Origin of the sequence: Segatella copri (genome assembly GCF_009494395.1) — a bacterium.
In the GTDB taxonomy this organism is placed as follows: domain Bacteria; phylum Bacteroidota; class Bacteroidia; order Bacteroidales; family Bacteroidaceae; genus Prevotella.
The window spans coordinates 165,836-189,356 of sequence record NZ_VZCB01000052.1; the positions used below are offsets into that span (position 1 = coordinate 165,836).

A 23,521-nucleotide genomic window follows, 5' to 3' on the forward strand; every position below is an offset into this window, starting at 1 on the left:
TGTTTTTTAGTGATTAATGACTGAACTTTCTGATATGCGAAAGTTCAGTTCTTGACTTATCTTTTTATCAAGAATTTGAGAATTAGAGAATTCTTTCTTCAGTCTTGATGATATATACAATGAATTGAGGCGTTCCGACGGATTTATACTCTGTAACGAAACAAAAACCCCCAACCCGCAGGAAACAGTAGGTTGGGGGATTCTTATTTATCTTACTTCCGAGATCATATCAGTATTATTCAGGTTTCCCTGATTTCTTCAGCAATGGGGCGAGGAACTTGTAGGTATAGCCCTTCTTCGCCTTCACCATGTCTTCAGGTGTGCCGGCAAAGAGAAGCTCGCCGCCACCTCTACCACCTTCTGGACCCATGTCGATGAGCCAGTCGGCTAGCTTGATGACATCCAGATTGTGCTCGATGATGATGACAGTGTTGCCACGGTCTATCAGCTTCTGCAATACATTCATCAGGATGCGGATGTCCTCGAAGTGGAGACCGGTGGTTGGCTCGTCCAGGATGTAGAGCGTCTTGCCCGTGTCTCGCTTGGAGAGTTCGGTGGCAAGTTTTACTCGCTGACTCTCACCACCGGAGAGGGTGGTACTGCTCTGTCCCAGTTTGATATAGCCGAGACCTACATTCTGCAACGCCTTGATCTTGTTGAGAATCTGCGGCACGTTCTCGAAGAATTCCACCGCCTGGTTGATGGTCATATCCAGTACGTCGGCGATGCTCTTGCCCTTATATCTCACCTCCAGGGTCTCACGGTTGTATCGCTTGCCATGACAAACCTCGCAAGGTACGTAGACATCCGGGAGGAAATTCATCTCGATGGTCTTGTAACCATTTCCCTTACATTCCTCACATCTTCCACCCTTCACGTTGAAGGAGAATCTGCCCGGCTTGTAACCACGGATCTTCGCTTCCGGCAAGCCAACGAAAAGACTGCGGATATCGCTGAAGACACCGGTGTAGGTGGCTGGATTGCTGCGAGGCGTTCTGCCGATAGGACTCTGGTCTACATTCACCACCTTATCTATATTGTCGATACCCTCGATACTGTCATACGGCATCGGCTTCTTCAGACTGCGATAGAAATGCTGGGAGAGGATAGGCTGGAGAGTCTCGTTGACGAGGGTGGACTTGCCCGAACCGCTCACTCCCGTAACCACAATGAGTTTGCCGAGAGGGAAGTCAACGTCTACTCCCTTCAGATTGTTGCCCCTGGCGCCCCGGATGGTGATGTGCTTGCCATTGCCTTCACGACGCACGGCAGGAACCTCGATAGCCATCTTGCCATTGAGATACTGGGCGGTGATGGTATCGGTCTTGAGCATTTCGGCAGGAGTTCCCTGAAAGACTACTTCGCCACCCTTGCGACCCGCCTTCGGACCGATGTCTACAATCCAGTCGGCAGCACGCATCATATCCTCGTCATGTTCTACGACGATGATCGTATTGCCCAGGTCGCGCAGTTCCTTGAGACTGTTGAGGAGGCGCTCGTTGTCGCGCTGGTGCAGACCGATGCTCGGCTCATCGAGGATATAGAGCACATTGACCAGCTGGCTGCCAATCTGTGTGGCAAGGCGGATGCGCTGACTTTCACCGCCTGAGAGCGAAGCCGACTGACGGTTGAGTGAGAGATAGTTCAGTCCCACATCGAGGAGGAAGGTGACACGGGATCGCAACTCCTTGATAATCTCGTGAGCCACCTTGGCTTTCATCGGAGGCAGATGCTGTTCCACCTCTTCCAGCCAGTTGCGCAGTTCATCGATGTCCAGGTTTGCCACTTCGGAGATATTCTTATCCCAGATTCTGAAAGCCAGGGATTCCGGCTTGAGTCGGAGACCGTGACATTCCGGGCATTCAACGACAGAGATAAACTGGTCAGCCCATTTCTTGCCGTCATTACTTTCGTCATTCTCCATCACTTTCCTGAGATAGTCGATGACGCCATCGTAGGCACAGAAATAGTCGGTGGAAGTATGCACCTTCTCCTTATCTATCTTTACGTTTTCCAAGGATCCATAGAGAATTTCCTCCATGGCAATATTCGGAATTCTGCAGATAGGAGTCTTGAGATTGAGGTCGTATTTTGACAGGAGCGACTCAATCTGCCAGAAAATCATCTGATTCTTGTATTTTCCGAGCGGCACGATACCACCCTCATAGATGCTCATGTCTTCGTTCGGGATGACCTTCTTGAGGTCAATCTGGTTCACCTTTCCCAAACCCTTGCAGTGAGGGCAGGCACCTTCGGGCGAGTTGAATGAGAACATGTTAGGCGCAGGGTCCTGGTAGGCGATGCCGGTAACAGGGTCCATCAGTCGCTTGGAGAAATTCTTCATCTCGTGGCTGCCTTTCTCGATGACAGCCACCATGCCGTCGCCTTGTTTCATGGCGATGGAAACACTCTTGCGGATGCGTTCTTCGTCAGCTTCGCGCACCACGAGCTTGTCTATCACCACCTCGATGTTGTGGTTCTTGTATCGGTCTATCTTCATGCCCGGCACAATCTCCAGAATCTCTCCATCCACCCGGGCATAGAGATAACCCTTGCGCCGCATGCTGTCGAAGAGTTCACGGTAATGACCCTTGCGCTGTCTGACGAGGGGAGCGAGGAGGTAGATAGCCTTGCCGGCATACTCATTGAGAATCATCTCGATGACCTGTTCCTCGGTATATTTCACCATCTCCTCGCCGCTGCGGTAGCTGTAGGCAGTACCGGCACGGGCATAGAGCAGGCGCAGGTAATCGTAGATCTCGGTGGTGGTGCCCACTGTGGATCGGGGATTCTTGTTGGTGGTCTTCTGTTCGATGCTGATGACCGGACTGAGACCTGTAATCTTATCCACATCCGGACGTTCCATGTTGCCCAGGAAGTTGCGGGCATAGGCAGAGAACGTCTCGATATAGCGCCGCTGACCTTCGGCAAAGATGGTGTCGAAGGCCAGTGATGACTTGCCCGAACCAGAAAGTCCGGTTATGACGGTGAGGGAGTCGCGGGGTATTTCCACGTCGATGTTCTTGAGGTTGTGAACCCTGGCTCCCCAAACATTAATCTTTTCTTCTGAAATCATTGTCCTGAATTAGTTTGATTCTCGATGTATCCCCTCAGCAGGTTGACATCTTTTTTGAAGTTATATATCTTTCCATCTGCACCTTTTGCCTTGACGAGGCAGAAGTAGACGCCATCCTTGACGGGACTACCCTTGTAGGTGCCGTCCCATCCAGTAGCCGGATCGGTCCATTCAAAGAGTTTCTGCCCCCACCTATTAAATATGTAGGCATGGAACTCAGTGATGTTCTGGTATCCGCTCTTGGGTTTGTAGATGTCGTTGATGCCGTCTCCGTTTGGTGAGAAGGCATTCGGCATGAGAAGAGAGCTGACCTGTGGTGTCTCTTCCGGGTTGCCCTCTTCGCCATCGTTGACTTCCTGAGCGTGCAATTGGCACGTTAAAAGTGGCAACAAGATGCAAAGTATACTTATTTTTCGTCTCATTTGAAGAATTATTTGTGCAAAGATAATAAAAAGCTGAGAGATTTTGGGCAGAATGCAAGATTTTTTGTATTTTTGCAAATGAAAACATTGAAATCTGAAGATTATCGGCAGAAAAATGACTCAAAATCTGCAGAAATCCGAAAGATAGGAATTTAAAATTAATGAAGTTATGAGAAGAATCAAGAGATATTTCCTTGTTGTCGTTGGGCTGATGCTCAGCGTCAGTATTTTCGCTCAGACCACCAAGTGGCGCGACATCTATACGGTGAAGAAGAAAGATACCATCTTCGGTATCGCCAGCAGCTATGGATTGTCGCTTCCGGAACTCATGGATGCCAATCCGGAGATGAAGCAGGAGGGATACATGCTCCAGAAAGGAGCTACCCTGTTTATCCCTTATGCCAAGGGACAGAAGAATCCAAACCAGAAGACAACTGCCGCTACTCCTGCTGCCAGCCAGAAAACGGTTGCTCCTGCTGCTGCCAAGCCTGCAGCTACCGTCAGCAACGCCGTGAAGATTGGCGTGATGCTGCCGCTGCATGATGTGGATGGCGACGGCAAGCGCATGGTGGAGTATTACCGTGGCATCCTGATGGCATGTGACTATCTGAAGAAGCACGGTGTTTCTACCGATGTTCATGCCTGGAATGTGCCTATCGATGCGGATATCCGTACCACCCTGCTGCAGGAGGGTGCCAGCCAGTGCGACCTTATCTTCGGTCCGCTTTATACCAAGCAGGTGGCTCCACTTTCCGAATTCTGCAAGAACAACGGCATCAAGCTCGTCATTCCTTTCTCCATCAGTGGGGATGACGTGGAGCGCAGCAAGGAGATTTTCCAGGTTTATCAGAGTCAGGAGAGTCTGAATAATGCTACCGTGAAGGCATTCCTGAAGCGGTTCACCAATGTGCATCCTATCTTTGTCGACTGCAATGATTCCACTTCCCGCAAGGGTGCCTTTACCTTCGGACTCCGCAAGGAACTGGAAAAGCGCAATATCAACTTCAGTATCACCAACGTGAATTCGAGCATCGAGCAGTTTGCCAAGGCTTTCGTGCCTAGCAAGCAGAATGTGGTGATTCTAAATACAGGCCGTTCACCTCAGTTGACCGCCGTGCTCAACAAGTTGGATGAGTTTGATGCCAAGTATCCGGGTGCATCCATCTCGCTCTTCGGTTATACGGAATGGCTGATGTATGCCAAGTACAATCTGGAAAGGTTCTACAAGTATGACACCTATATCCCTTCCACCTTTTATTATAATGCCAGCAATGTGCGTACCCAGTCGTTGGAGACGAGTTATCAGCGTTGGTTCCATCAGCCGATGCAGGTAGCCCTGCCACGTTTCGCCATTACGGGTTATGACCATGCCATGTTCTTTATCCAGGGCGTGAAGAAGGAGGGGCGCAACTTTACGGGCGACAGCAAGCATTCTACTTACCAGCCTGTACAGACACCGCTGGATTTCGAGAAGTCGGGACTCAAGGGAGGTTATAAGAACAAGAGTTTCATGCTGATCCACTATACCTTCAATCATCAGATTGAGGCGGTGAAGTATTAGGACTTTGAACTTTGAGCTTTGAACTTTGAGCTTTGAAGTTTGATCTTTGAATATTGAAAAATGAACTTTATGATATGTATTTGATAAAAAGATATATACTGCTTTCTCTGGTTTTTGGGGGCGGACTGACTGCTTCGGCACAGATTGGAGAGCATCGCAATGACTTTGCAGTCGGATTGAATGGGGGCTTCATTATGAGCTCAGTAGGTTTTACACCAGAAGTACAGCAGACGCAGCACGGCGGAATGACGGCGGGTTTCTCGATGAAGTATACCTGCGAGAAATATTTCAACACTATCTGCTCCATCTATGCCGAGGTAAACTATGCCAAGGTGGGATGGAAAGAGGATATCCTGGATAAGGAAAACAATCCGGTGATTATCACGGAGACCCAGGAGCCGATGGCGTATAGCCGTACTATCGACTATATCCAGGTGCCGGTGTTCGCTCATCTTGCATGGGGTAGGGAGACGAGAGGACTGAACATCTTCGTGAATGCCGGTCCACAGTTCGGTTATTATCTCAGTGAATCGACCAAGACCAATTTTGATGTGAAGAAGTTGCCTCAGACGGACAACAACCGAGTGAGCCCGGTGATGGCACAGGATACGATGGCAGTAGAGAACAAGCTGGATTACGGTATCGCCGTGGGTCTGGGTGCAGAATACAGCATTCCGAGAGTGGGGCACTTCCTTGCCGAAGCCCGCTACTACTACGGATTGGGAAATATCTACGGTTCGTCGAAGCGAGATTACTTCGGAAAGAGCAACTTCGGACAGATAGTCCTGAAGCTCTCTTATCTCTTCGATATCACAAGAACGAAGAACGTGAAGAGGAAATAATCAATAATCAATAATATGTAATCAATAAAATGATAACGGGTTTATCATTGATGTTTTGAAAAAAATGAGTACAACAGAAAAAATGCAGATGAAATTGAGCGGCTCAAAGTCAGCTCGCTGGACTGCCCTCTTCATCGTGAGCGTCACGATGATGTTCGGTTACTTTTTTACAGATGTAATGTCTCCACTGGAGCCGCTCTTGACAGCAGCCAAGGGGGCTGAGAATGGTCTTGGACTCGGATGGAGCTCGGATGAGTACGGCTTCTTCTCAGGAGCCTACGGATACTTTAATGTATTCCTCCTGCTCCTCTTCTTCGGTGGTCTTATCCTCGACAAGTTTGGCATCCGTTTCACTGGTATCCTCTCTACTGTTTTGATGTTTGGTGGAGCCTTGGTGAAATGGTATGCTGTAGGTCATGAGTTTGGCGGTTCGGTAGTAGTACCATTCTTCGGTACTTACAGTACACAGGTAGTGATAGCTGCACTTGGCTTTGCCATCTATGGCGTGGGCTGCGAGATATGCGGTATCACAGTGAGCAAGGTCATTGTGAAATGGTTTACGGGTCATGAGTTGGCTCTGGCAATGGGAGTGCAGGTGGCTACAGCTCGTTTGGGAACTGCCGCTGCCTTGGGCTATTCTCTTCCTTTTGCCAAGTCGATGGGTGGAGTGTCTGCTTCTATTGGTCTGGGTGCTGCTTTGCTTTGTGCTGGTGTACTGGTTTATCTGGTTTATTGCGTGATGGACAAGAAGGAGGATGCTTCAGCAGCTGCAGCGGCTACTGAGCCGGAGGAAGGTTTCAAGTTTTCAGACTTGGGTGGTCTGTTCAAGACAACTGGTTTCTGGTATGTGGCATTCCTTTGCCTGATGTTCTATGCCGGTGTATTCCCATTCCTGAAGTTTGCCACCAAGTTGATGATTTTCAAGTATGGTGTCGATGCCAATTTGGCAGGTCTGATTCCTGCGATGTTGCCATTCGGTACCATCTTCCTTACACCAATCTTCGGTAGCGTATATGACAAGTATGGCAAGGGTGCCACGCTGATGATTATCGGCAGTTGTCTCCTGACTCTGGTACACGTAGTATTTGCCCTTCCACTCAACTCATGGGTGCTTGCCGTCGTGATGATGCTCATCCTTGGCGTAGCTTTTGGATTGGTACCATCAGCAATGTGGCCTTCTGTGCCAAAGATTATCCCTATGAAACTCTTGGGAACTGCATACGCCCTCATCTTCTATATCCAGAATATTGGACTGGCTCTCATTCCAGTATGGATTGGTAAGGTAAACCAGGCAAATACCGCAGCCGACGGCACCATCGACTATACCCAGACGATGACCATCTTTGCCTGCTTCGGCGTGATAGCCATCCTCATCGCTTTCCTCCTTCTTTTTGAAGATAAGAGAAAGGGATACGGTTTGCAGAAGCCTAACGTGAAATAAGTGAAGAGTGAAGAACGAAGAGTGAAGAATTCATTTGCTCTTTGTTCTTCGAACTCTTTGAAAGTATAATTCTATAAAAGAAAGGAAACAGCCATGAATGCTACACCTGAATCATTGATTAAAGAATATGCTGACCCGATAGAGCAGCAGGAGATAGACAAGTTTATCTGTTCGGAAATGAGCAGACAGATTCACCGATATATCAAGGGTATGTCGGGAACCAAACAAGCTATGCTCAAGTTTGAGGAAAAACTGGCGAGCCTCTCTGTCCCTGAGAAGGAGAAGGCGATTGCCAAGTATATCGATCTGAACCGAAAGGCATTGGACGGTCTTGACTTGAAGATGATTCTGGTTCGTTCGGTGGCTAACTATTGCGATACTTTCCAGTATATGCTGGATTTCGTGAACGACAAGCGCAAGATGGTGTTCTATTACCATCGCCTGAAGGAGAAGTACATCCGTTATCATGAGGTGTTCGAGGAGAACGGCAAGTTTGGCATGAAGGACCATCAGGGCAACGTGATGCTTCAGCCGGTGTATGATTTCCTCCGAACCTGTTACATCTATAATGATGACCTGAGCATCATGCCGGTGATTGCAGAGAAAAACGGCAAGATGGGACTGGTGATGCCGGACGGCAATGATACCATCGTTGCCGACTTCCTCTATGATGAGATTTGCTTACGTGATGAATATCCTTATTTCGAGGCGGTAAGAGACGGAATCAGCGGATTGATTGATAAGAATGGAAACTTTATAGCTAATTAATAGTGATTAATTTTTAGTGATTAGTTATTAGTTATTAATTAATAGTAAAAAGAGAAAGGGCAATCAGATTGGGATGAACCAACTGATTGCCCTTTTTCCTTCGTTGCTATGAGCAACTTAGTTTTTATCTAATTTTCTCTCGTCTTCTATCCGAATGAATTAATCACTAATCACTAATCACTACTAATTAATCACTAATCACTACTAATTATCCCAGGTATTTCATCAGGATCTTGATCTTTCCGCTGTCACGGAGCTTGATGATGCTCTTTTCGCGAATCTGGCGAACACGCTCACGGGTGAGGTTGAACTCGCTGCCGATTTCCTCCAAGCCCTTCTCGTGGCAACCGATGCCATAGCAGTAGCAGAGAATCTTGCGCTCACGCTCCTTCAATACGGTCTTGAGAACACGCTGCAGCTCGCTAGCCATAGACTCGAAGTCAACACCCTTGTCGGTACGGCTGTCATCGCCAGATGCCATCACGTCAACCATCGCATTGTCATCATCATCGCTACCGAATGGGGCATCAATACTCATGTGGTGGTTGTCAGCCTTGATGGTCTGGTCAATCTTGCTTTCCTCCATTTTGGTAATCTGTGCCAACTCAGCAACAGAAGGCTTGCGCTGGTTCTCCTGTTCGAACTTGCTGATTTCAGCGCTGATCTTGCTCAATGCACCCACCTGGTTCAAAGGCAAGCGAACGATACGGCTCTGCTCAGCGATAGCCTGGAGAATGCTCTGGCGAATCCACCATACAGCGTATGAGATGAACTTAAAACCACGAGTCTCATCAAACTTCTCTGCCGCCTTCACCAAACCGATGTTTCCCTCATCGATCAAGTCGGTAAGACCCAGACCCTGGTGCTGGTATTGTTTAGCAACAGAAACAACGAATCGAAGGTTTGCCTTAACCAATTTTTCCTTGGCACGTTCACCCTCACGACCGCCTTTGCGAATCTTCTGTGCGAGTTCGATCTCCTCATCGATAGAGACCATAGGTTCACGACCAATCTCCACCAAGTACTTATCAAGTGCTTCACTGGAACGGTTGGTTATACTCTTGCTAATCTTAAGTTGTCTCATATAAATCCTTTTACCTTTCTATTTATTTTAATCTCATTATTAATAATGTCGGAATCCACCTTTACGGTTTCGGGGTGCAAAGGTACAAAAAAAAACGCAATTACACTGTAATATTATTGGAAAATTTTTCTCCGATTTGTCTGTTTTTTAGAAATTTAGGTGATAATCAGTATGAAAATGCAATTTGCTGAACGGTTTTTCCTGCAATAAGTTTGAAATATGGAATAAATTATGTATCTTTGCACAGAATTTGCGAGAAAAGAATAACTAAATAATAAAATAACAATAAAACAAAAATTATGTTTGAGAATCAACCAAAAGGTCTGTGGACCTTAGCTTTGGCAAATACGGGTGAGCGTTTCGGTTACTACACCATGCTCGCAGTATTCGCTCTGTTCTTGGGTGAGAATTTCGGTTTTGATGCCGGTACGGCATCAGAGATTTATACCTGGTTCCTCACTGCAGTGTATTTCTTGCCTCTGTTTGGTGGTATGGCTGCCGACAAGTGGGGTTACAACAAGATGGTAATCATCGGTATCCTCATCATGTTCCTGGGCTATCTGTTCCTGGCTATCCCATTGGGTGGAGGTTCTGTAGCTATTGCTGCCATGGGTGCTGCCCTGCTGCTCGTGAGCTTGGGTACGGGTTTCTTCAAGGGTAACCTCCAGGTGATGGTGGGCGACCTTTACAACGATCCTAAGTATGCGCAGCATCGCGACTCAGGTTTCTCGCTTTTCTATATGGCGATTAACATCGGCGCCTTGTTTGCTCCTACTGCTGCCACCACAATCATGGCATGGGCACAGAACGACCTGGGCTATTCAAAGGCTGATTCTTATCACTTCGCTTTCGCAGTAGCTTGTGTTTCTGTGATTGTTTCTATCCTCATCTATTTCTTGGGTAAGAAGACCTACCAGCAGGTATTGGTAGCTGACAAGAAGAAGGAAGACGGCAAGACTGAGGAGGTAGAAGAGATGAGTCCTGCTGAGACCAAGGAGCGCATCGTTTGCCTCGGTTTGGTTTTCGCTGTGGTTATCTTCTTCTGGATGGCTTTCCATCAGAACGGTTTGACCTTGACTTGGTTTGCTGATGAGTTTACTGCTCGTGAGGCTACAGGTGCTACCGGTATGATGTTCAATGTAATCAACCTCGTTTGGTGCATCTTCATAGTATTCGGTATCTGCGGTCTGTTGACTGCTCCTAAGGGTACTTCTGGCAAGAGCAAGTTGATCAATCTCGCTCTCATCGTGATTCCTGCTGCCATCCTGGGTTATACTTACATGAATTCCGGTGATTCTACCGTAGCTATCGATGCTCCTATCTTCCAGCAGTTCAACCCTTGCTTCGTAGTAGCTCTGACTCCAGTGAGCATCGCTCTCTTCGGCTGGTTGGGTCGCATCGGCAAGGAGCCTAAGGCACCAGTGAAGATTGGTCTGGGTATGCTCGTTGCTGCCGGGGCTTATCTCCTGATGACTGTATCAAGTCTCGGTTTGCCTGCAACTGATCACCCTAACCACGTAGCAGACGTTACTCCAAACCTGCTCGTCGGTACCTATTTGATCCTGACTTTCGCAGAGTTGTTGCTTTCACCTATCGGTATTTCATTCGTATCTAAGGTAGCGCCTCCAAAGTACAAGGGTATGATCATGGGTGGCTGGTTCGTTGCAACAGCCCTCGGTAACAAGTTGGTTTCTATTCCAGGTCACATGTGGGATATGCCATTGCCAGTAGTATGGGGAACCTTGATGGTTATCTGTCTGCTCGCTGCTCTCTTCATCTTCTCTATCATCAAGAAGTTGAATCGCGTAAGCTAATTCAAAATTATTATATACAAAAAAGGCTTGCTTCATTTCCGAAGCAAGCCTTTTTTATTATCTTCTATTATTTATTTCTTCAACCATTTGTCCAACCATCCGAAGAAGGTGCGCTGCCAGAGCACGCCGTTCTGTGGCTTCAATACCCAGTGGTTCTCATCAGGATAGATGAGGAGCTCGGCTGGGATTCCACGCATGCGGGCTGCGTTGAAGGCGCCCATGCCCTGGTTGGCATTGATGCGGTAATCCTTCTCGCCGTGGATGCAGAGGATTGGAGTATCCCACTTGTCAACGAACTTGTGAGGACTGTTCTCGTAAGTTTTCTTGGCGTTGGCAGTCTGGTCCTTGTTCCAGTAAGCATCGTCATACTCCCAGTTAGAGAACCAAGCTTCCTCGGTATCGGTGTACATGCTCTCCAGGTTGAAAGCACCATCGTGGGCGAGGAACGCCTTGAAACGCTTGTCGTGGTGACCGGCGAGATAATATACTGAGAAACCACCGAAGCTGGCACCTACACAGCCCAGACGATCCTTGTCTACGTAAGGCAGATTCTTGGCAGCATCGTCGATGGCAGAAAGATAGTCGTTCATGCACTGACCAGTCCAGTCGCCAGAAATCTCCTCGTTCCATGCGCTTCCGAAACCAGGAAGACCACGGCGGTTAGGCAATACGACAATATATCCGTTGGCTGCCATGATCTGGATGTTCCAGCGGTAGCTCCAGAACTGGCTGACAGGACTCTGAGGACCGCCCTCGCAGAAGAGAAGGGTAGGGTACTTCTTGTTAGCATCGAAGTTGGCTGGCAACATGATCCATACCAGCATCTGCTTGCCGTCGGTAGTCTTCACCCAGCGCTGCTCACACTTACCCATATTCAACTGGCTGAGGATGTGGTCGTTCTCACGGGTAATCTGCTCTACCTTGGTGCTTTTAGCATTCTTGCCAGGGGTAACGATGTAGATATCTGTAGGGTGGCTCATGCTAGCCTTGGTAGCGAGAAGCTTGTTGCCGTTGTTGGCGAGCGAGATGCTTCCGTAGTCAGCCCACTCGTTGGTGATCTGCTTCACTTCGCCCTTGAAGTTAGCCTGATAGAGGTTCAGGGTTCCGTGCCATACGCCGATGAAGCTGAGGCTCTTGTTGTCCTTGTTCCATACGAAGCCCTCTACGTTAGAGTCGAACTTGTCTGATACATAGTTCTTCTTGCCGGTAGCGAGTTCGTATACGCAGAGGCGGTTACGGTCGCTCTCGTATCCATCGCGAGCCATGCTCTGCCAAGCGATGTACTTACCGTCAGCAGAGAACTGAGGGTTCACGTCGTAACCAGGGTTGTTCTTCAGATTCTCAGGAGCGTTGACAGCCTGGTTCTTCATGCTCTTGGTAGCATCAATCTTAGGCTCTACATAACCCGCCTCCTTGCAGAGGTTCTTGGTCTCGCGCGTACCTATATTATATAGGTAAATATCAGAATCGGTAGAGATGGCATACTGAACGCCCTCTTTCTTGCGGCAGGTATAGGCGATGGTCTTGGAATCAGGACTCCATGCCAGCTGCTCGATGCCTCCGAATGGAGCCATAGGGCACTCGAATGGTTCATCCTTCAGGATGTCTTCGCCAGCGTTGACGGTACCGTCCTCAGCCACATCAGCCACGAAAGGATGGAGAAGGCTCTCTACGTAGTGGTCCCAGTGGCGATAGTTCATGTCGGTAACGAGACGACCGGTAGCCAATGGAAGGTCAGAAGGATTCTCCTTGATGGTTCCGTGATAAGGGAGTTCCTTGATGAGGATTACCTTCTTGCCGTCAGGAGAGAAGCGGAAGCCCTGGATGCCCAACTTGTCGTTGGTGAGCTGCTTGCGGCCTGTTCCGTCTGGGTTCATGCTCCAGAGCTGACCGCCACGGATGAAGGCAATCTTCTGACCGCCCTGGATCCATGCAGCATCGCTTTCGCTCTTGGCATCAGTGGTCAAAGCCTTCTGGTTCTTGCCATTGGCATCCATGATGAAGAGCATCTGATGGCCCTTGTTTTCCTTAACACTGTAGTAACCCACCTGGTAAACCACCTGCTTGCCATTAGGCGAAGCTTCTGCGGCACCAATACGTCCCATAGCCCAAAGTGCCTCTGGGGTCATCAGGTGGTTCTCCACCTTGATGTTGTTTTTCTCAATCATAGTCTGTGCATCGACTGTTGTCGCACCCATGGTGAGGGCTGCAGCAGCCAAAATCATTGCTTTAATCATATTTTTGTGATTTTATTGAATATTTTCTGCAAAGGTACTGCAAAACGAGGACAATACAAAATAAATCGTGATTTATTTTTATAGTCGAGTGCAGCGTAACTTATTCAAAGTTACTGCAAATCGAGGACAATATAAAATAAATCATAAAAAAAACTTATGGATTTTTTCTCGTATCCCATTTTTTTTGTAATTTTGCAGTGTGTAATCAAGACATTAAACTTATTATGAATATATTATTTCTAACTCAGTTTGCCTGCTTTGTCGTTTCCGGTATGCTGGCATTATTTCTGATATTGACCCGCTTTCAGATACGTTGGCCCAACCATCGCTATGAGGTATCGCGATGGCTGATGTGTGGAGCTATGCTTGCATTGACCTTCCATTTCGTCTTGCAGATGGCATTTGATATCCGTGCCAAGAGCGATGCAATCGGTGCCGTGGTGAACATTCTCTTCTATGCACCTATCGAATATCTCATGTCCTATTCCACTTTCAATCTCATCTGTTATAGCAGCGGGCGCAAGCGGATAGGACTGCTCTGTTCGCTCAGTTATGCGCTTATCATTATCTGCTTCCTGATGGGGTTCATAGGGGTTGTACCCAAGGGCAGCATGCATGTCGGTTTCTGGCTGTATCTGATGCTGGCTATCTTTACCCTCACTCTCATTTACTGCATCATCGTTACCTTTCGTGAGATGCAGCACCATCGTAAGATTCTCCTGGACAATACTGCGGAAGACATGTTGCCGTTTGACAGCTTTGCCTGCGTGAGCTATGTCTTCATGGGTATCTGCGGTCTGGCTTTGATGGCGGGCATCATCTCCCGCACCATCCTGCTGGTCATCGCCCCGCTGGTACTGCTTTCGTTGGTTGTCTTCATCGTCAGTTTCGTGGGTTATGGTTTCAATATCATGCCGCTGGACAACATGCTTGAACAGCAGATAGAGGAGGAGACAGAAGAGGAGACTGAAGAGGAGGAGCCTGCTGAGGACGAAGAGGAAGTTGACGAATGTCTGACGCCGGAGCACATCGCCAAGATTGAGAAATTGCTGGCAGAATGGTGCAAGAATGGAGGTTTCCGTGACAGCGCTATGAACATGCCGATGCTGGCATCCATGATTCGCGTCAACCGTAAAGACCTGTCTGCTTATTTTGAAGATTATCTCCAGAGCAGTTTCCGAGTATGGCTTAGCGATATCTGATTCCAGAAAGCCCAGAGCATGTTGAGGGAAGAAACCAGATACTCCAACGAAACGGTTTCCATAGAATGCGGCTTCTCATCCCATGCCCATCTCTATAAAGTCTTCAAGGCTAAGACAGGTATGACTCCGATACAATGGCGCCGTTTTATGGCAAAAAAAGCTAGTGAAAATAGTTTCATTCCTACGAATGAAACACCTATTTGATAGGAATGAAACTATTTTCTTGAGGAATGAAACTCCTTTTTTGGTTTTTAATTATTATATTTGCAACCGTAAGTGATAATTAAAAATGAATTTATATGGAGAATTACTCAGTTTTACAGACCATGACACTCGCTGACATCGTGGGCGTATTTCTCATCCTGGTGATAGCCCTTGGCTCATTCTCTCTGATGTGGATAGATTATAGTGTATACCTGGAAAATCATAACAAGCAGTTCCGCCTGTTCGATTTCATCAGGAAGGAACAGTTGTATCTTTTCCTTTTCCTGATGTTCATCTTTCTGATTGGTGGGGAGATATTGCTCTATTCCTATTTATAATGGTACTGATGAGTTGCCAGAAATAAGGGGATTGCTATTTTTATGGCATGATAATGACAACTTTTGCGTCCTTTATTTGATTATTCAATAGTTTTTTTGTAATTTTGCAGGCGATTTTTGATTTCAAATTGCAAGATATAATAACAATTATGAAGATAGGATTTGACAACGAGAAGTATCTGAAGATTCAATCCGAGCATATCAAGGAGAGAATCTCTAAGTTTAACGGAAAGCTCTACCTGGAATTGGGAGGTAAGCTTTTCGATGACCACCACGCCAGTCGTGTTTTGCCGGGTTTCCAGCCTGATAGCAAACTGCGCATGTTTCAGAAAATCAGCGATAGCATTGAGATTGTTATCGTAATCAGTGCCGCCGACATCGAGAAGAACAAGAAGCGTGCCGACCTGGGTATTACTTACGATGAGGACGTGCTGCGTCTTCGTGGCGAGTTCCAGAACCGTGGTTTCATGGTGGGTTCTGTTGTCATTACCCATTATAACGGTCAGCCTGCTGCCATCGCTTTCAAGCAGCGTCTGGAGCGTGAGGGCATCAAGGCTTACTGCCATTATCTCATCGAGGGCTATCCTCACAACGTGAATCTCATCGCTTCTGACGAGGGATTCGGTAAGAATGACTATGTGGAGACTGAGCGTCCGCTCGTCATCGTTACTGCTCCTGGTCCTGGTAGCGGCAAGATGGCTGTCTGCCTGAGCCAGCTTTATAATGAGAACAAGCGCGGGGTGCGTGCAGGCTATGCCAAGTTTGAGACCTTCCCTGTATGGAATCTCCCATTGAAGCATCCGGTGAACATCGCATACGAGGCTGCTACTGCCGACCTCAACGATGTGAACATGATCGACCCATTCCATCTGGAGGCATACAACAAGATAGCCATCAACTACAACCGTGACGTGGAGATCTATCCTGTGCTCAATGCTTTGTTCGAGGGCATCTATGGCAGCAATCCTTACAAGTCGCCAACGGATATGGGTGTCAACATGGTGGGCTTCTGCATCTCTGATGATGAGGTTTGCTGCGAGGCATCCAAGAACGAGATTATCCGTCGTTACTATGCTGCAACCAACAAGATGGCGGCTGGCGCTTGCAATGATGGGGAAATCAACAAGATCCAGATGCTCTTCAATCAGGCTAAGATTACTACGGATTACCGCAAGGTGACGGTAGCGGCTAAGAATCACAAGAAGGAGACGGGGCATACTTCTGCTGCGATAGAGTTGGAGGATGGTACCATCATCTGCGGTCATAGCAGCGAGCTGTTGGGTTGCAGTGCGGCATTGATATTGAATGTTACCAAGCACTTGGCGGGCATCGACCATGAATTGAAGTTGATTCCTCAGTCGATGATTGAGCCAATCCAGCATACCAAGGTGAATTATCTGGGTGGTCACAATCCTCGTCTTCATACGGATGAGGTTCTCGTAGCCCTCTCTGTTCTCTCGGAGAATGACGAGAACTGCAGAAAGGCATTGGAGCAGTTGCCTAAGCTTCGTGGCTGTCAGGCACATTGCACCGTGATGCTGAGTGATGTAGACCAGAAGATCTTCAAGAAGCTCGGAGTGAATATCACCTGCGAGCCGGTATTGAAGAAGTAAATTCGGATTGGATTCTGTTGAAGAAATAGATTCGGATTATATAAAATACCCCCGAAGGGGTATAGTTAATCGTGTTGTTTGATTAATTATACCTTTTCGGGGGTAATTTTTTATCTTTCAACCGGCATTCCGAGCTTGGTCCAGTTTAGGATTCCACCTTCCATATCATATACCTTGAAGCCTTGCTTCTGCATTTTCAGGCAGGCACCATGGCTTCGCTTTCCGCTTCTGCAATAGATGTAGTAGGTGCGGGATTTATCAAGCTTACTGATGCCGGCATTGAATGCCTCGGGATTGAGGTAATCCAGTTGTTGGGCACCTGCCAGATGTCCTTCTGCATATTCCTTTTGGGTGCGGACATCTAGAAGGATGCTGGTTGTATCTGCCTTTGCCTGGTCGATAAAGGCCTGTGGAGCCAATACGATGATGCCGTCGGATGGGGCTGATTTTGATGATTGAGCAGCCTGTGCTGAGCAGCCCGTGGTTGACAAGCCGATGGCTGCTAAAAGAGATAAGAGTATTTTCTTCATTTTCTGTTTTGTTTATATTGTTCTTGTTTTTTGCTTTTTTTATTCATGTTTGTTCTGCTTGGCGGAAATAATTGCAGAAATAATTGCTGAAAGAAATTATCTTAATGCCATGACTCGGCTGAGAATCAGTTTCTTGTATTCCTTCTTCATGCCGTCTGGCAGGAAGGAGGCGTCTATCAGGTCGAGCCATTTCACGATAGAGCGACGGAACTTCTTGGCGATGTTGCTGATTACCTTTTCGCTGAGTCCTGATGCTGTCATTACCTTGATGAAATCTGATTTCAGAATCTTTCTTTTTCTTCCATTCAGCGTTAGGGCGAGTTCCTCGGTATCTTCTGGCATCACTATCTTCGTGCAGAGCAGGTCGTAGGCTGGGGTTAATCCATAGCCCAGTTTCCTGTTGTTGTAGAGCGAGAAGTTCTTGAGATGCATGTCGGCGTTGCCGGTAATCCACGAGAAGATGACTACCTCCCAATAGTTCACGAGGTCGAGCTGCGAGAAGGAGGAATACTTTTTGATGAGTTTGGCTACCTGCTCGTAGGAACCTTTGTATTTGTATTCGGTAAGGCGCTCGGATAGCTGGCACATATCTTCCATGGGTACTTTGGTGCCATCATCCAGTCGGTCTATTCGCCGGGTGATATAACAGAGTTCGCCATCGGCAAAGCGAATCAGACCATGGGGAACCACGGCGATTTTGGCTGCTTCGGCGAGGTGCATCGTGAGGTCTTCTATTTCCGGAAGACAGCGATAGCGGTCGGTTTGGGGTTTGAGGATGTATTTTCCCCAAAGGCCTACGATGGTGAAGCGGGATGGTTCATTCTTTCCGCCAGGGTTGACATCGAGCGAGAGCTTTGCCTGCACACCGGTGAGGGTGGTTTGGGCACGCACTACCTGTTTAGCCAGGTCGCCGATTTCCTTTCTAACATAGGGTAGGACAGGGGCTTCCTTGGTACCGAAGAGTTTCTTGGCGCAAGCAGGGTGGTAATCTATCTGACCTGGCTTGAGCGGTTTATAGCAATATAGACATTTTTCCATATTTCTTTCTCCTTTCTAGTTTTTTGGGGAAGCATTTGTTCCTTCTGCAGGTGAATTGTTGGTTCTTTCTGCATGAGATTCTTCAACCGGGATGACGCTGACGGCTCCGATGCAATCCTTGCAGCAGGCAAGGAGGAGCGACATTCTATCCCGCTGGTTGATTTTCCAACTGCTTTCTGCGATATTCAGCAGCCATCCTTCGGGGATTAACCCATCGAAGAAGGGAAACAGTACGGTATCGTGGTAGGGCTCGTTTGATAACGGGAGTGTGAGGCTCACGGCTTCTGCACCATCCGATGCCAGATAATCAGCATCGTAGGCAAAGGTGAAGCCTGTTTCGTCTTCCGTCAGCAGGCCTACGTATTGGTTGTAGAGATAAATCTTTCCTTGTTTCATAAAGTTCAGTTTTTATTCTTTTCTGATAGGAACGGGACCGATTTCCTGGCCGAAGAGGAGGAGAACCTGATTAACTTTGTCGAGTCGCAGCGTTTCCTTTCCCTGTTCCAGTTCTCTTACGAATCTTAGGCCTACGCCCGATTTCGCCGCCAGATCTACTTGGGTCAATCCGAATTGCTTGCGCATTTCCTTGACGTATGATGATAATGTATTGCTCATGTTTTATTTATTTTATACCCTTTCGGGTAAAATCCTACAGCTAATAATACTATATTATACCCTTTCGGGGACAAATATACGAATAAAAAATGAAAATACCCCCGAAAAGGTATAATTTATAATATCATTTAACAAATTATACCTTTTCGGGGGTAATGTTATGTACCAATTAATACTGACTGAGTAAATCTTCGATGATATTTTTCAATTCTGGCAATTCGTTTTTGATTGTATCATATACGATCACTTCGTCGACATTGGCATATTCGTGAGAAATCATATTTCTCATACCATATATCGCTTGCCAGGGAATGTTAGGATAAGCATCTAAAGGCTTTTCTTCTGCCTTTAAAAGTTTACCCACATGTTCACCAATGACTTGTAATCTCATAACACAAGCATTGAAGGCCATATACTTTGTTGGGGAAAGCATGAAATCATCAGCTGATTTAACATCTTTACTCCATTCTTGTATTAACTCGATGGATTCTTTGATTTCTTCGAGCTTGTCATGGATGGTACTGCGCTTATACATAAACGGCCTCCTGATTGATGTTTGACTGCAATAAAGGGCGGAGCGATTTGCGGAAGCGGACTAAATCAACTTTGTTATTAAATAATTTACTTAAAGCCTCATGTAAGTTGTGCATGAGCGAGAGAGTTGGTTTTTCTACTTCCACAACAATATCTATATCACTGTCTTCTGTATTTTCGCCTCGTGCTACCGAACCGAAAATTCCGAGTTTAGTGATACCAAAGCTATCTCCAAACTGTAGTTTGAAGTTGGCTAGTTTTTCCAAACATTCTTGTAACTTTACCATAACTTATCATGTTAGTTGCTACAAAAATACTCAATTATCATGAAACTGCCAAATGAATTTGCTGTTATTTTATGATAAGTCTGGAAAATCATCAAAAAAAAGCGTAACGAATACCTTTTGGGGTAATTCATTACGCTTTCATTTATCTGGAAACCATTATTTCCCGAGATTATTATTTTCCGAGATTATTCTTTTTCTCGTTCAGTTCTGCCTGCTTACGCATCATCTCTTCCTGCTGCTGGCGCTGCAACTCCTGAAGGGCCTGCATTCTTGCCATGAGGCCGCTTGCCTTCTTAGGGTTGTTCTTGTTCTCCTGATAGCGCTTCTCCAGGATGGCGAGGAGCTTCTCGTCGTTGGTGGTCTTGCGCAAGGTCCACATGATTGCGGCACTGAAGAACAAGGAGATGAAGTAGTAGAAGTTCAAACCTGCTGAGTAGTCGTTGAACATGAAGAAGAACATCAATGGCATGAGAAACATCATCCACTGCATCATCTTCATCTGCTCTGCCTGCTGACCTACCATCTGATCACGCTGCTGGCGCATCGTCATCCATGAGTACAACAGGTTGGCTACGCAGAAGAGAATACAGGTCAAACTCAAGTGGTCGCCAATCAACCAGATGTTGGTGTTCCACTCAATGATTGGGTCGAAGGTGCTCAAGTCGCTCATCCACAAGAACTTCTCACCACGAAGCTGGATGGCGTTAGGCACGAAGTTGAACATCGCAACCCAAACCGGCATCTGAATCAGCATAGGGATACAACCAGATAATGGGCTTACACCATACTTGGCATACTCTGCCATCATCGCCTGCTGCTTCTGCATCTGATCCTCTGGCTTGTTGAACTGAGCGGTAGCTGCCTCGAGCTTTGGCTTCAGCACACGCATCTTGGCAGAACTCATGTAGCTCTTCTTCACCATAGGGTAGGTGATGAGCTTGAGGAGCAATGTGATGAGAATCAATACGATACCCATTGGGAATACATTGCTCAACCAGTCGAACACATAGAGTGTGAAGAAACGGTTGATCCAGCGGATGATAGGCCATCCCAGATAAACGAGCTTCTGGAACTCAAGGTCCTTGCCGAAGGTGCTCTCCTTCTCTGTATTCTTCAGAATCTGGAAGTCGTTAGGACCAAAGTAGAACTCAAACTCAGACGCCTTCTTGCCGGTTGGGTCGAAAGCTGTCTTCATTTTAGCCTGGAACTGCTTCAGATAGCCAGAACCCTTCTCCTGAGGGATAGAGGTCATGAAGGCATCCTTGTCGAAGTTGTCCTTAGCTACCATGATAGCTGAGAAGAACTGGTTCTTGAAAGATACCCAATCGATAGTCTCTTCAATCTTCTCGTCGATTTTCTCGCTGCCCTCGTTCAGGTGGTCGGTGCCGCCCTCTGCCTCATGATAGGTGAGGGTAGTGTAGCGGTTCTCGAACATGAAGCCACGCTCCTGCTGGCGCGCCTTGTCGCTCCAGTCGATGCTCATCTTGTTGCAGCTAGGTGAGAACAGTCCTGCCATACCTTCTGTCTGCAGACTCATGTGGAGCATGTAGTCATCGCCGAGGGTATAGGTCATGCTGAGGGTCTTGCCTGGGGCAGCCTCTGCAGTCATGGTGACAGACTTGTCAGTCACGTTGGATGGAGTGAAGTAGAGGTCGCTGGTGATGATGTTGGCCTCCTTAGCCTCGAGCATGAACTTGAGGCTCTGGTCGTTGCCGTCGAAGAGGGTAACGTCCTTCTGGTCGGCAGAACCGTCTTTCACCTTGAGGTTGTGACCCACGTAACCCTTGATGACTGCCTTCTCGACAGTACCACCCTTGGTATTGAGCGTCAACTCAACCTTCTCATTCTTCAAAACTACTTTCTGAGCCTGACCCTTCAAAGCCGAATAGAATAGGGCGGTAGAGTCTGCCTCAATCTGAGCCTTCGCATCAGCCTGGCGCTTAACAGCGGCAGCCTTGCTGGCCTTTTCCATCTCGGCATGTTTAGCCTTGGCGATGGAGTCCTGAACGAATGCCGCTCTCTGTTCTTCGGCTGATGGCTGGTTGTACCAGCTAAAGCCTATCAGCACTACGGCAATCAGGAGGAAACCGATAATGTTGTTCTTATTCATTATTATTTTTTATTGTTTTATTTTCTCTGAAGCGACAGCAAAGGCCGTGCCATTCTGCTGCCTGAAGCCAGCCTGCCGCTATTTCTTGTTAGCGATGGCTGTCTTTACAAAGTCAACAAACAATGGGTGTGGCTTCAATACCGTGCTCTGGTACTCTGGGTGATACTGTGTTCCGATGTACCATTTCAAGCTTGGGATTTCCACTACTTCTACCAGGTCGCTCTCCGGATTGCGGCCCACGCACATCATGCCATGCTTCTCGTATTCCTTCAGGAAATCGTTGTTGAACTCATAGCGGTGGCGATGGCGCTCCTGGATATGCTCCTTCTTATAGATGTTGAACACGCGACTGCCTTGTCTCAGTACGCACTCGTAGGCGCCGAGTCGCATGGTTCCACCCATGTTTGATATGTTCTTCTGCTCCTCCATGATGTCGATGACATTATGTGGAGTCTTCTCATCCATCTCGCGGGAGTTGGCATCCTTGTAGCCCAATACGTTGCGGGCGAACTCGATGACGATCATCTGCATACCCAGGCAGATGCCGAAGGTAGGGATGTCGTGGGTGCGGGTGTAGTGGGCAGCGATAATCTTGCCCTCGATGCCGCGCTGGCCGAATCCTGGACAGATGACGATACCGTCCTGCCCCTTCAGCTGCTCAGCCACGTTCTCTTCCGTGAGATATTCAGAGTTGATGAATGTAATCTTCACCTTGTGGTCGTTGTAGGTGCCTGCATGTGAGAGGCTCTCGCGGATGCTCTTGTAGGCATCCTGCAGGTCGTACTTTCCAACGAGACCGATGTTCACCGTCTCGGTAGCCTTGTTTCTGCGGTCGAGGAACGACTTCCAAGGACCCAGCGCTGGCTTCTCGCCGATAGGCTCGCCCATCTTGCGGAGGATGGCGGTGTCGAGGCCCTGGTTCTGCATGTTGACAGGCACCTCGTAGATGCTAGGAAGGTCCTCGCTCTGGATCACGCAGTCCAAATCTACGTTACAGAAGCTAGCCACCTTCTTCAGGATTCCCTCTTCGAGATGTTTCTCGGTGCGGAGAATCAGAACATCTGGCTGAATACCTACGCTCTGCAGTTCCTTCACGGAGTGCTGGGTAGGCTTTGTCTTCAACTCGCCTGCAGCCTTGAGGTAAGGTACGTAGGTGAGGTGAACATTGACGGCGTTCTTGCCCAGTTCCCATTTCAGCTGTCGGATAGCTTCCATGTATGGGGCACTCTCGATGTCGCCGATGGTTCCGCCAATCTCGGTAATCACGAAGTCATAGTGATACTTCTTTCCGAGCAGCTTCACGTTGCGCTTGATCTCGTCGGTGATGTGAGGCACCACCTGGATGGTCTTGCCGAGATAGTCGCCACGACGTTCCTTGTCAATGACTGCCTTATAGATACGACCTGTGGTGAGAGAATTCGCTTTTGTAGTCTGAATGCCGGTGAATCGCTCGTAGTGTCCGAGGTCCAGGTCGGTCTCCATACCATCTACCGTTACGTAGCACTCACCATGCTCGTACGGGTTCAGTGTACCCGGGTCGATGTTGATGTATGGGTCAAACTTTTGGATAGTAATGTTGTAACCTCTTGCTTGAAGAAGTTTACCGATGGATGAAGATATGATTCCTTTACCCAAAGAAGAAACCACACCACCAGTAACGAAGATGTACTTTGTTTCAGCCACGATATTTATAATTTAAATTAGAATAATTTTGGGTGCAAAGTTACTATAAAATTATGAATTAGCCAAAATATTTGTAAAGAATGGCTCTGAATTTAGAATTATTTTGTTACCTTTGTGCCCAA

At 47.5% G+C, this 23,521-nt stretch carries 19 protein-coding genes and 2 pseudogenes; 9 read left to right on the top strand and 12 right to left on the bottom strand.

What is annotated here, in order from left to right; genetic code table 11:
* Nucleotides 1–235 precede the first annotated feature (235 nt).
* A complete protein-coding gene (uvrA, locus tag F7D73_RS06650) occupies nucleotides 236–3,076 on the bottom strand; it encodes an excinuclease ABC subunit UvrA (protein WP_153123269.1) in 2,841 nt (946 codons plus the stop codon).
* Nucleotides 3,073–3,384 (bottom strand): annotated as a pseudogene (locus F7D73_RS06655) (gliding motility-associated C-terminal domain-containing protein); the annotation flags it as partial. The pseudogene F7D73_RS06655 and the gene uvrA, both read right to left, overlap by 4 nt.
* A gap of 283 nt (nucleotides 3,385–3,667) precedes the next feature.
* Between F7D73_RS06655 and F7D73_RS06660 the strand changes: the two are divergent.
* From F7D73_RS06660 to F7D73_RS06675, 4 genes are all read left to right on the top strand, one after another.
* Nucleotides 3,668–5,059: a LysM peptidoglycan-binding domain-containing protein gene (locus tag F7D73_RS06660; RefSeq protein ID WP_153123271.1), complete on the top strand. Its 1,392-nt coding sequence runs from the start codon at nucleotides 3,668–3,670 to the stop codon at nucleotides 5,057–5,059.
* A gap of 74 nt (nucleotides 5,060–5,133) precedes the next feature.
* Nucleotides 5,134–5,901, top strand: a complete 768-nt coding sequence (locus F7D73_RS06665; RefSeq protein ID WP_153123273.1) for a porin family protein — start codon at nucleotides 5,134–5,136, stop codon at nucleotides 5,899–5,901.
* A 64-nt stretch (nucleotides 5,902–5,965) separates the two neighbouring features.
* Entirely contained in the window at nucleotides 5,966–7,342 is a 1,377-nt protein-coding gene (locus F7D73_RS06670; protein WP_153123275.1) for an MFS transporter, read from the top strand.
* A 93-nt stretch (nucleotides 7,343–7,435) separates the two neighbouring features.
* A complete protein-coding gene (locus F7D73_RS06675) occupies nucleotides 7,436–8,110 on the top strand; it encodes a hypothetical protein (RefSeq protein ID WP_153123277.1) in 675 nt (224 codons plus the stop codon).
* A gap of 208 nt (nucleotides 8,111–8,318) precedes the next feature.
* Here the strand turns inward: F7D73_RS06675 and F7D73_RS06680 are convergent, their stop codons facing one another.
* On the bottom strand, nucleotides 8,319–9,194 hold the full coding sequence (locus F7D73_RS06680) for a sigma-70 family RNA polymerase sigma factor (protein ID WP_153123279.1): 876 nt from the start codon (nucleotides 9,192–9,194) through the stop codon (nucleotides 8,319–8,321).
* A 299-nt stretch (nucleotides 9,195–9,493) separates the two neighbouring features.
* On the opposite strand from F7D73_RS06680, the gene F7D73_RS06685 reads away from it, so the two are divergent.
* Complete coding sequence (locus F7D73_RS06685) at nucleotides 9,494–11,008, top strand: peptide MFS transporter (RefSeq protein WP_153123281.1); 1,515 nt, start codon at nucleotides 9,494–9,496, stop codon at nucleotides 11,006–11,008.
* A gap of 71 nt (nucleotides 11,009–11,079) precedes the next feature.
* On the opposite strand, the gene F7D73_RS06690 is transcribed toward F7D73_RS06685, so the two are convergent.
* On the bottom strand, nucleotides 11,080–13,245 hold the full coding sequence (locus F7D73_RS06690) for a S9 family peptidase (protein WP_153123284.1): 2,166 nt from the start codon (nucleotides 13,243–13,245) through the stop codon (nucleotides 11,080–11,082).
* Nucleotides 13,246–13,469: 224 nt separating this feature from the next.
* Here F7D73_RS06690 and F7D73_RS06695 point away from each other — a divergent pair, with 224 nt between their 5' ends.
* The 4 genes and pseudogenes from F7D73_RS06695 to F7D73_RS06710 all read left to right on the top strand — a co-directional run bounded on the left by F7D73_RS06695 (nucleotide 13,470) and on the right by F7D73_RS06710 (nucleotide 16,602).
* Entirely contained in the window at nucleotides 13,470–14,447 is a 978-nt protein-coding gene (locus F7D73_RS06695; RefSeq protein ID WP_153123286.1) for a hypothetical protein, read from the top strand.
* A gap of 15 nt (nucleotides 14,448–14,462) precedes the next feature.
* A pseudogene (locus tag F7D73_RS06700) lies at nucleotides 14,463–14,651 on the top strand (helix-turn-helix domain-containing protein); the annotation flags it as partial.
* A 95-nt stretch (nucleotides 14,652–14,746) separates the two neighbouring features.
* Nucleotides 14,747–14,989: a hypothetical protein gene (locus F7D73_RS06705; RefSeq protein WP_153123290.1), complete on the top strand. Its 243-nt coding sequence runs from the start codon at nucleotides 14,747–14,749 to the stop codon at nucleotides 14,987–14,989.
* Nucleotides 14,990–15,138: 149 nt separating this feature from the next.
* Entirely contained in the window at nucleotides 15,139–16,602 is a 1,464-nt protein-coding gene (locus F7D73_RS06710; protein ID WP_153123292.1) for a DUF1846 domain-containing protein, read from the top strand.
* Nucleotides 16,603–16,712: 110 nt separating this feature from the next.
* Here the strand turns inward: F7D73_RS06710 and F7D73_RS06715 are convergent, their stop codons facing one another.
* From F7D73_RS06715 to F7D73_RS06750, 8 genes are all read right to left on the bottom strand, one after another.
* Entirely contained in the window at nucleotides 16,713–17,132 is a 420-nt protein-coding gene (locus F7D73_RS06715) for a rhodanese-like domain-containing protein (RefSeq protein ID WP_153123294.1), read from the bottom strand.
* A 96-nt stretch (nucleotides 17,133–17,228) separates the two neighbouring features.
* The gene (locus F7D73_RS06720; protein WP_153123296.1) at nucleotides 17,229–18,170 is read right to left on the bottom strand and encodes a HipA domain-containing protein; all 942 of its coding nucleotides are present in this window, start codon (nucleotides 18,168–18,170) and stop codon (nucleotides 17,229–17,231) included.
* 15 nt (nucleotides 18,171–18,185) lie between these two features.
* Nucleotides 18,186–18,566, bottom strand: a complete 381-nt coding sequence (locus F7D73_RS06725; protein ID WP_153123298.1) for a HipA N-terminal domain-containing protein — start codon at nucleotides 18,564–18,566, stop codon at nucleotides 18,186–18,188.
* A gap of 12 nt (nucleotides 18,567–18,578) precedes the next feature.
* On the bottom strand, nucleotides 18,579–18,785 hold the full coding sequence (locus F7D73_RS06730; RefSeq protein WP_118311311.1) for a helix-turn-helix transcriptional regulator: 207 nt from the start codon (nucleotides 18,783–18,785) through the stop codon (nucleotides 18,579–18,581).
* Between the two features lie 169 nt (nucleotides 18,786–18,954).
* Nucleotides 18,955–19,320 carry a HepT-like ribonuclease domain-containing protein gene (locus F7D73_RS06735; RefSeq protein ID WP_153123300.1) on the bottom strand — a complete coding sequence of 122 codons (366 nt, stop codon included), beginning with the start codon at nucleotides 19,318–19,320 and terminating at the stop codon, nucleotides 18,955–18,957.
* Nucleotides 19,313–19,606, bottom strand: a complete 294-nt coding sequence (locus F7D73_RS06740; protein ID WP_022111673.1) for a nucleotidyltransferase family protein — start codon at nucleotides 19,604–19,606, stop codon at nucleotides 19,313–19,315. The genes F7D73_RS06735 and F7D73_RS06740 overlap by 8 nt, the downstream gene beginning before the upstream one ends.
* 172 nt (nucleotides 19,607–19,778) lie before the next feature.
* Entirely contained in the window at nucleotides 19,779–21,716 is a 1,938-nt protein-coding gene (gene yidC / locus F7D73_RS06745) for a membrane protein insertase YidC (RefSeq protein WP_153123302.1), read from the bottom strand.
* Between the two features lie 78 nt (nucleotides 21,717–21,794).
* Nucleotides 21,795–23,399, bottom strand: coding sequence for a CTP synthase (locus F7D73_RS06750; RefSeq protein ID WP_367383704.1), 1,605 nt, complete (start codon nucleotides 23,397–23,399; stop codon nucleotides 21,795–21,797).
* Nucleotides 23,400–23,521: the final 122 nt, after the last annotated feature.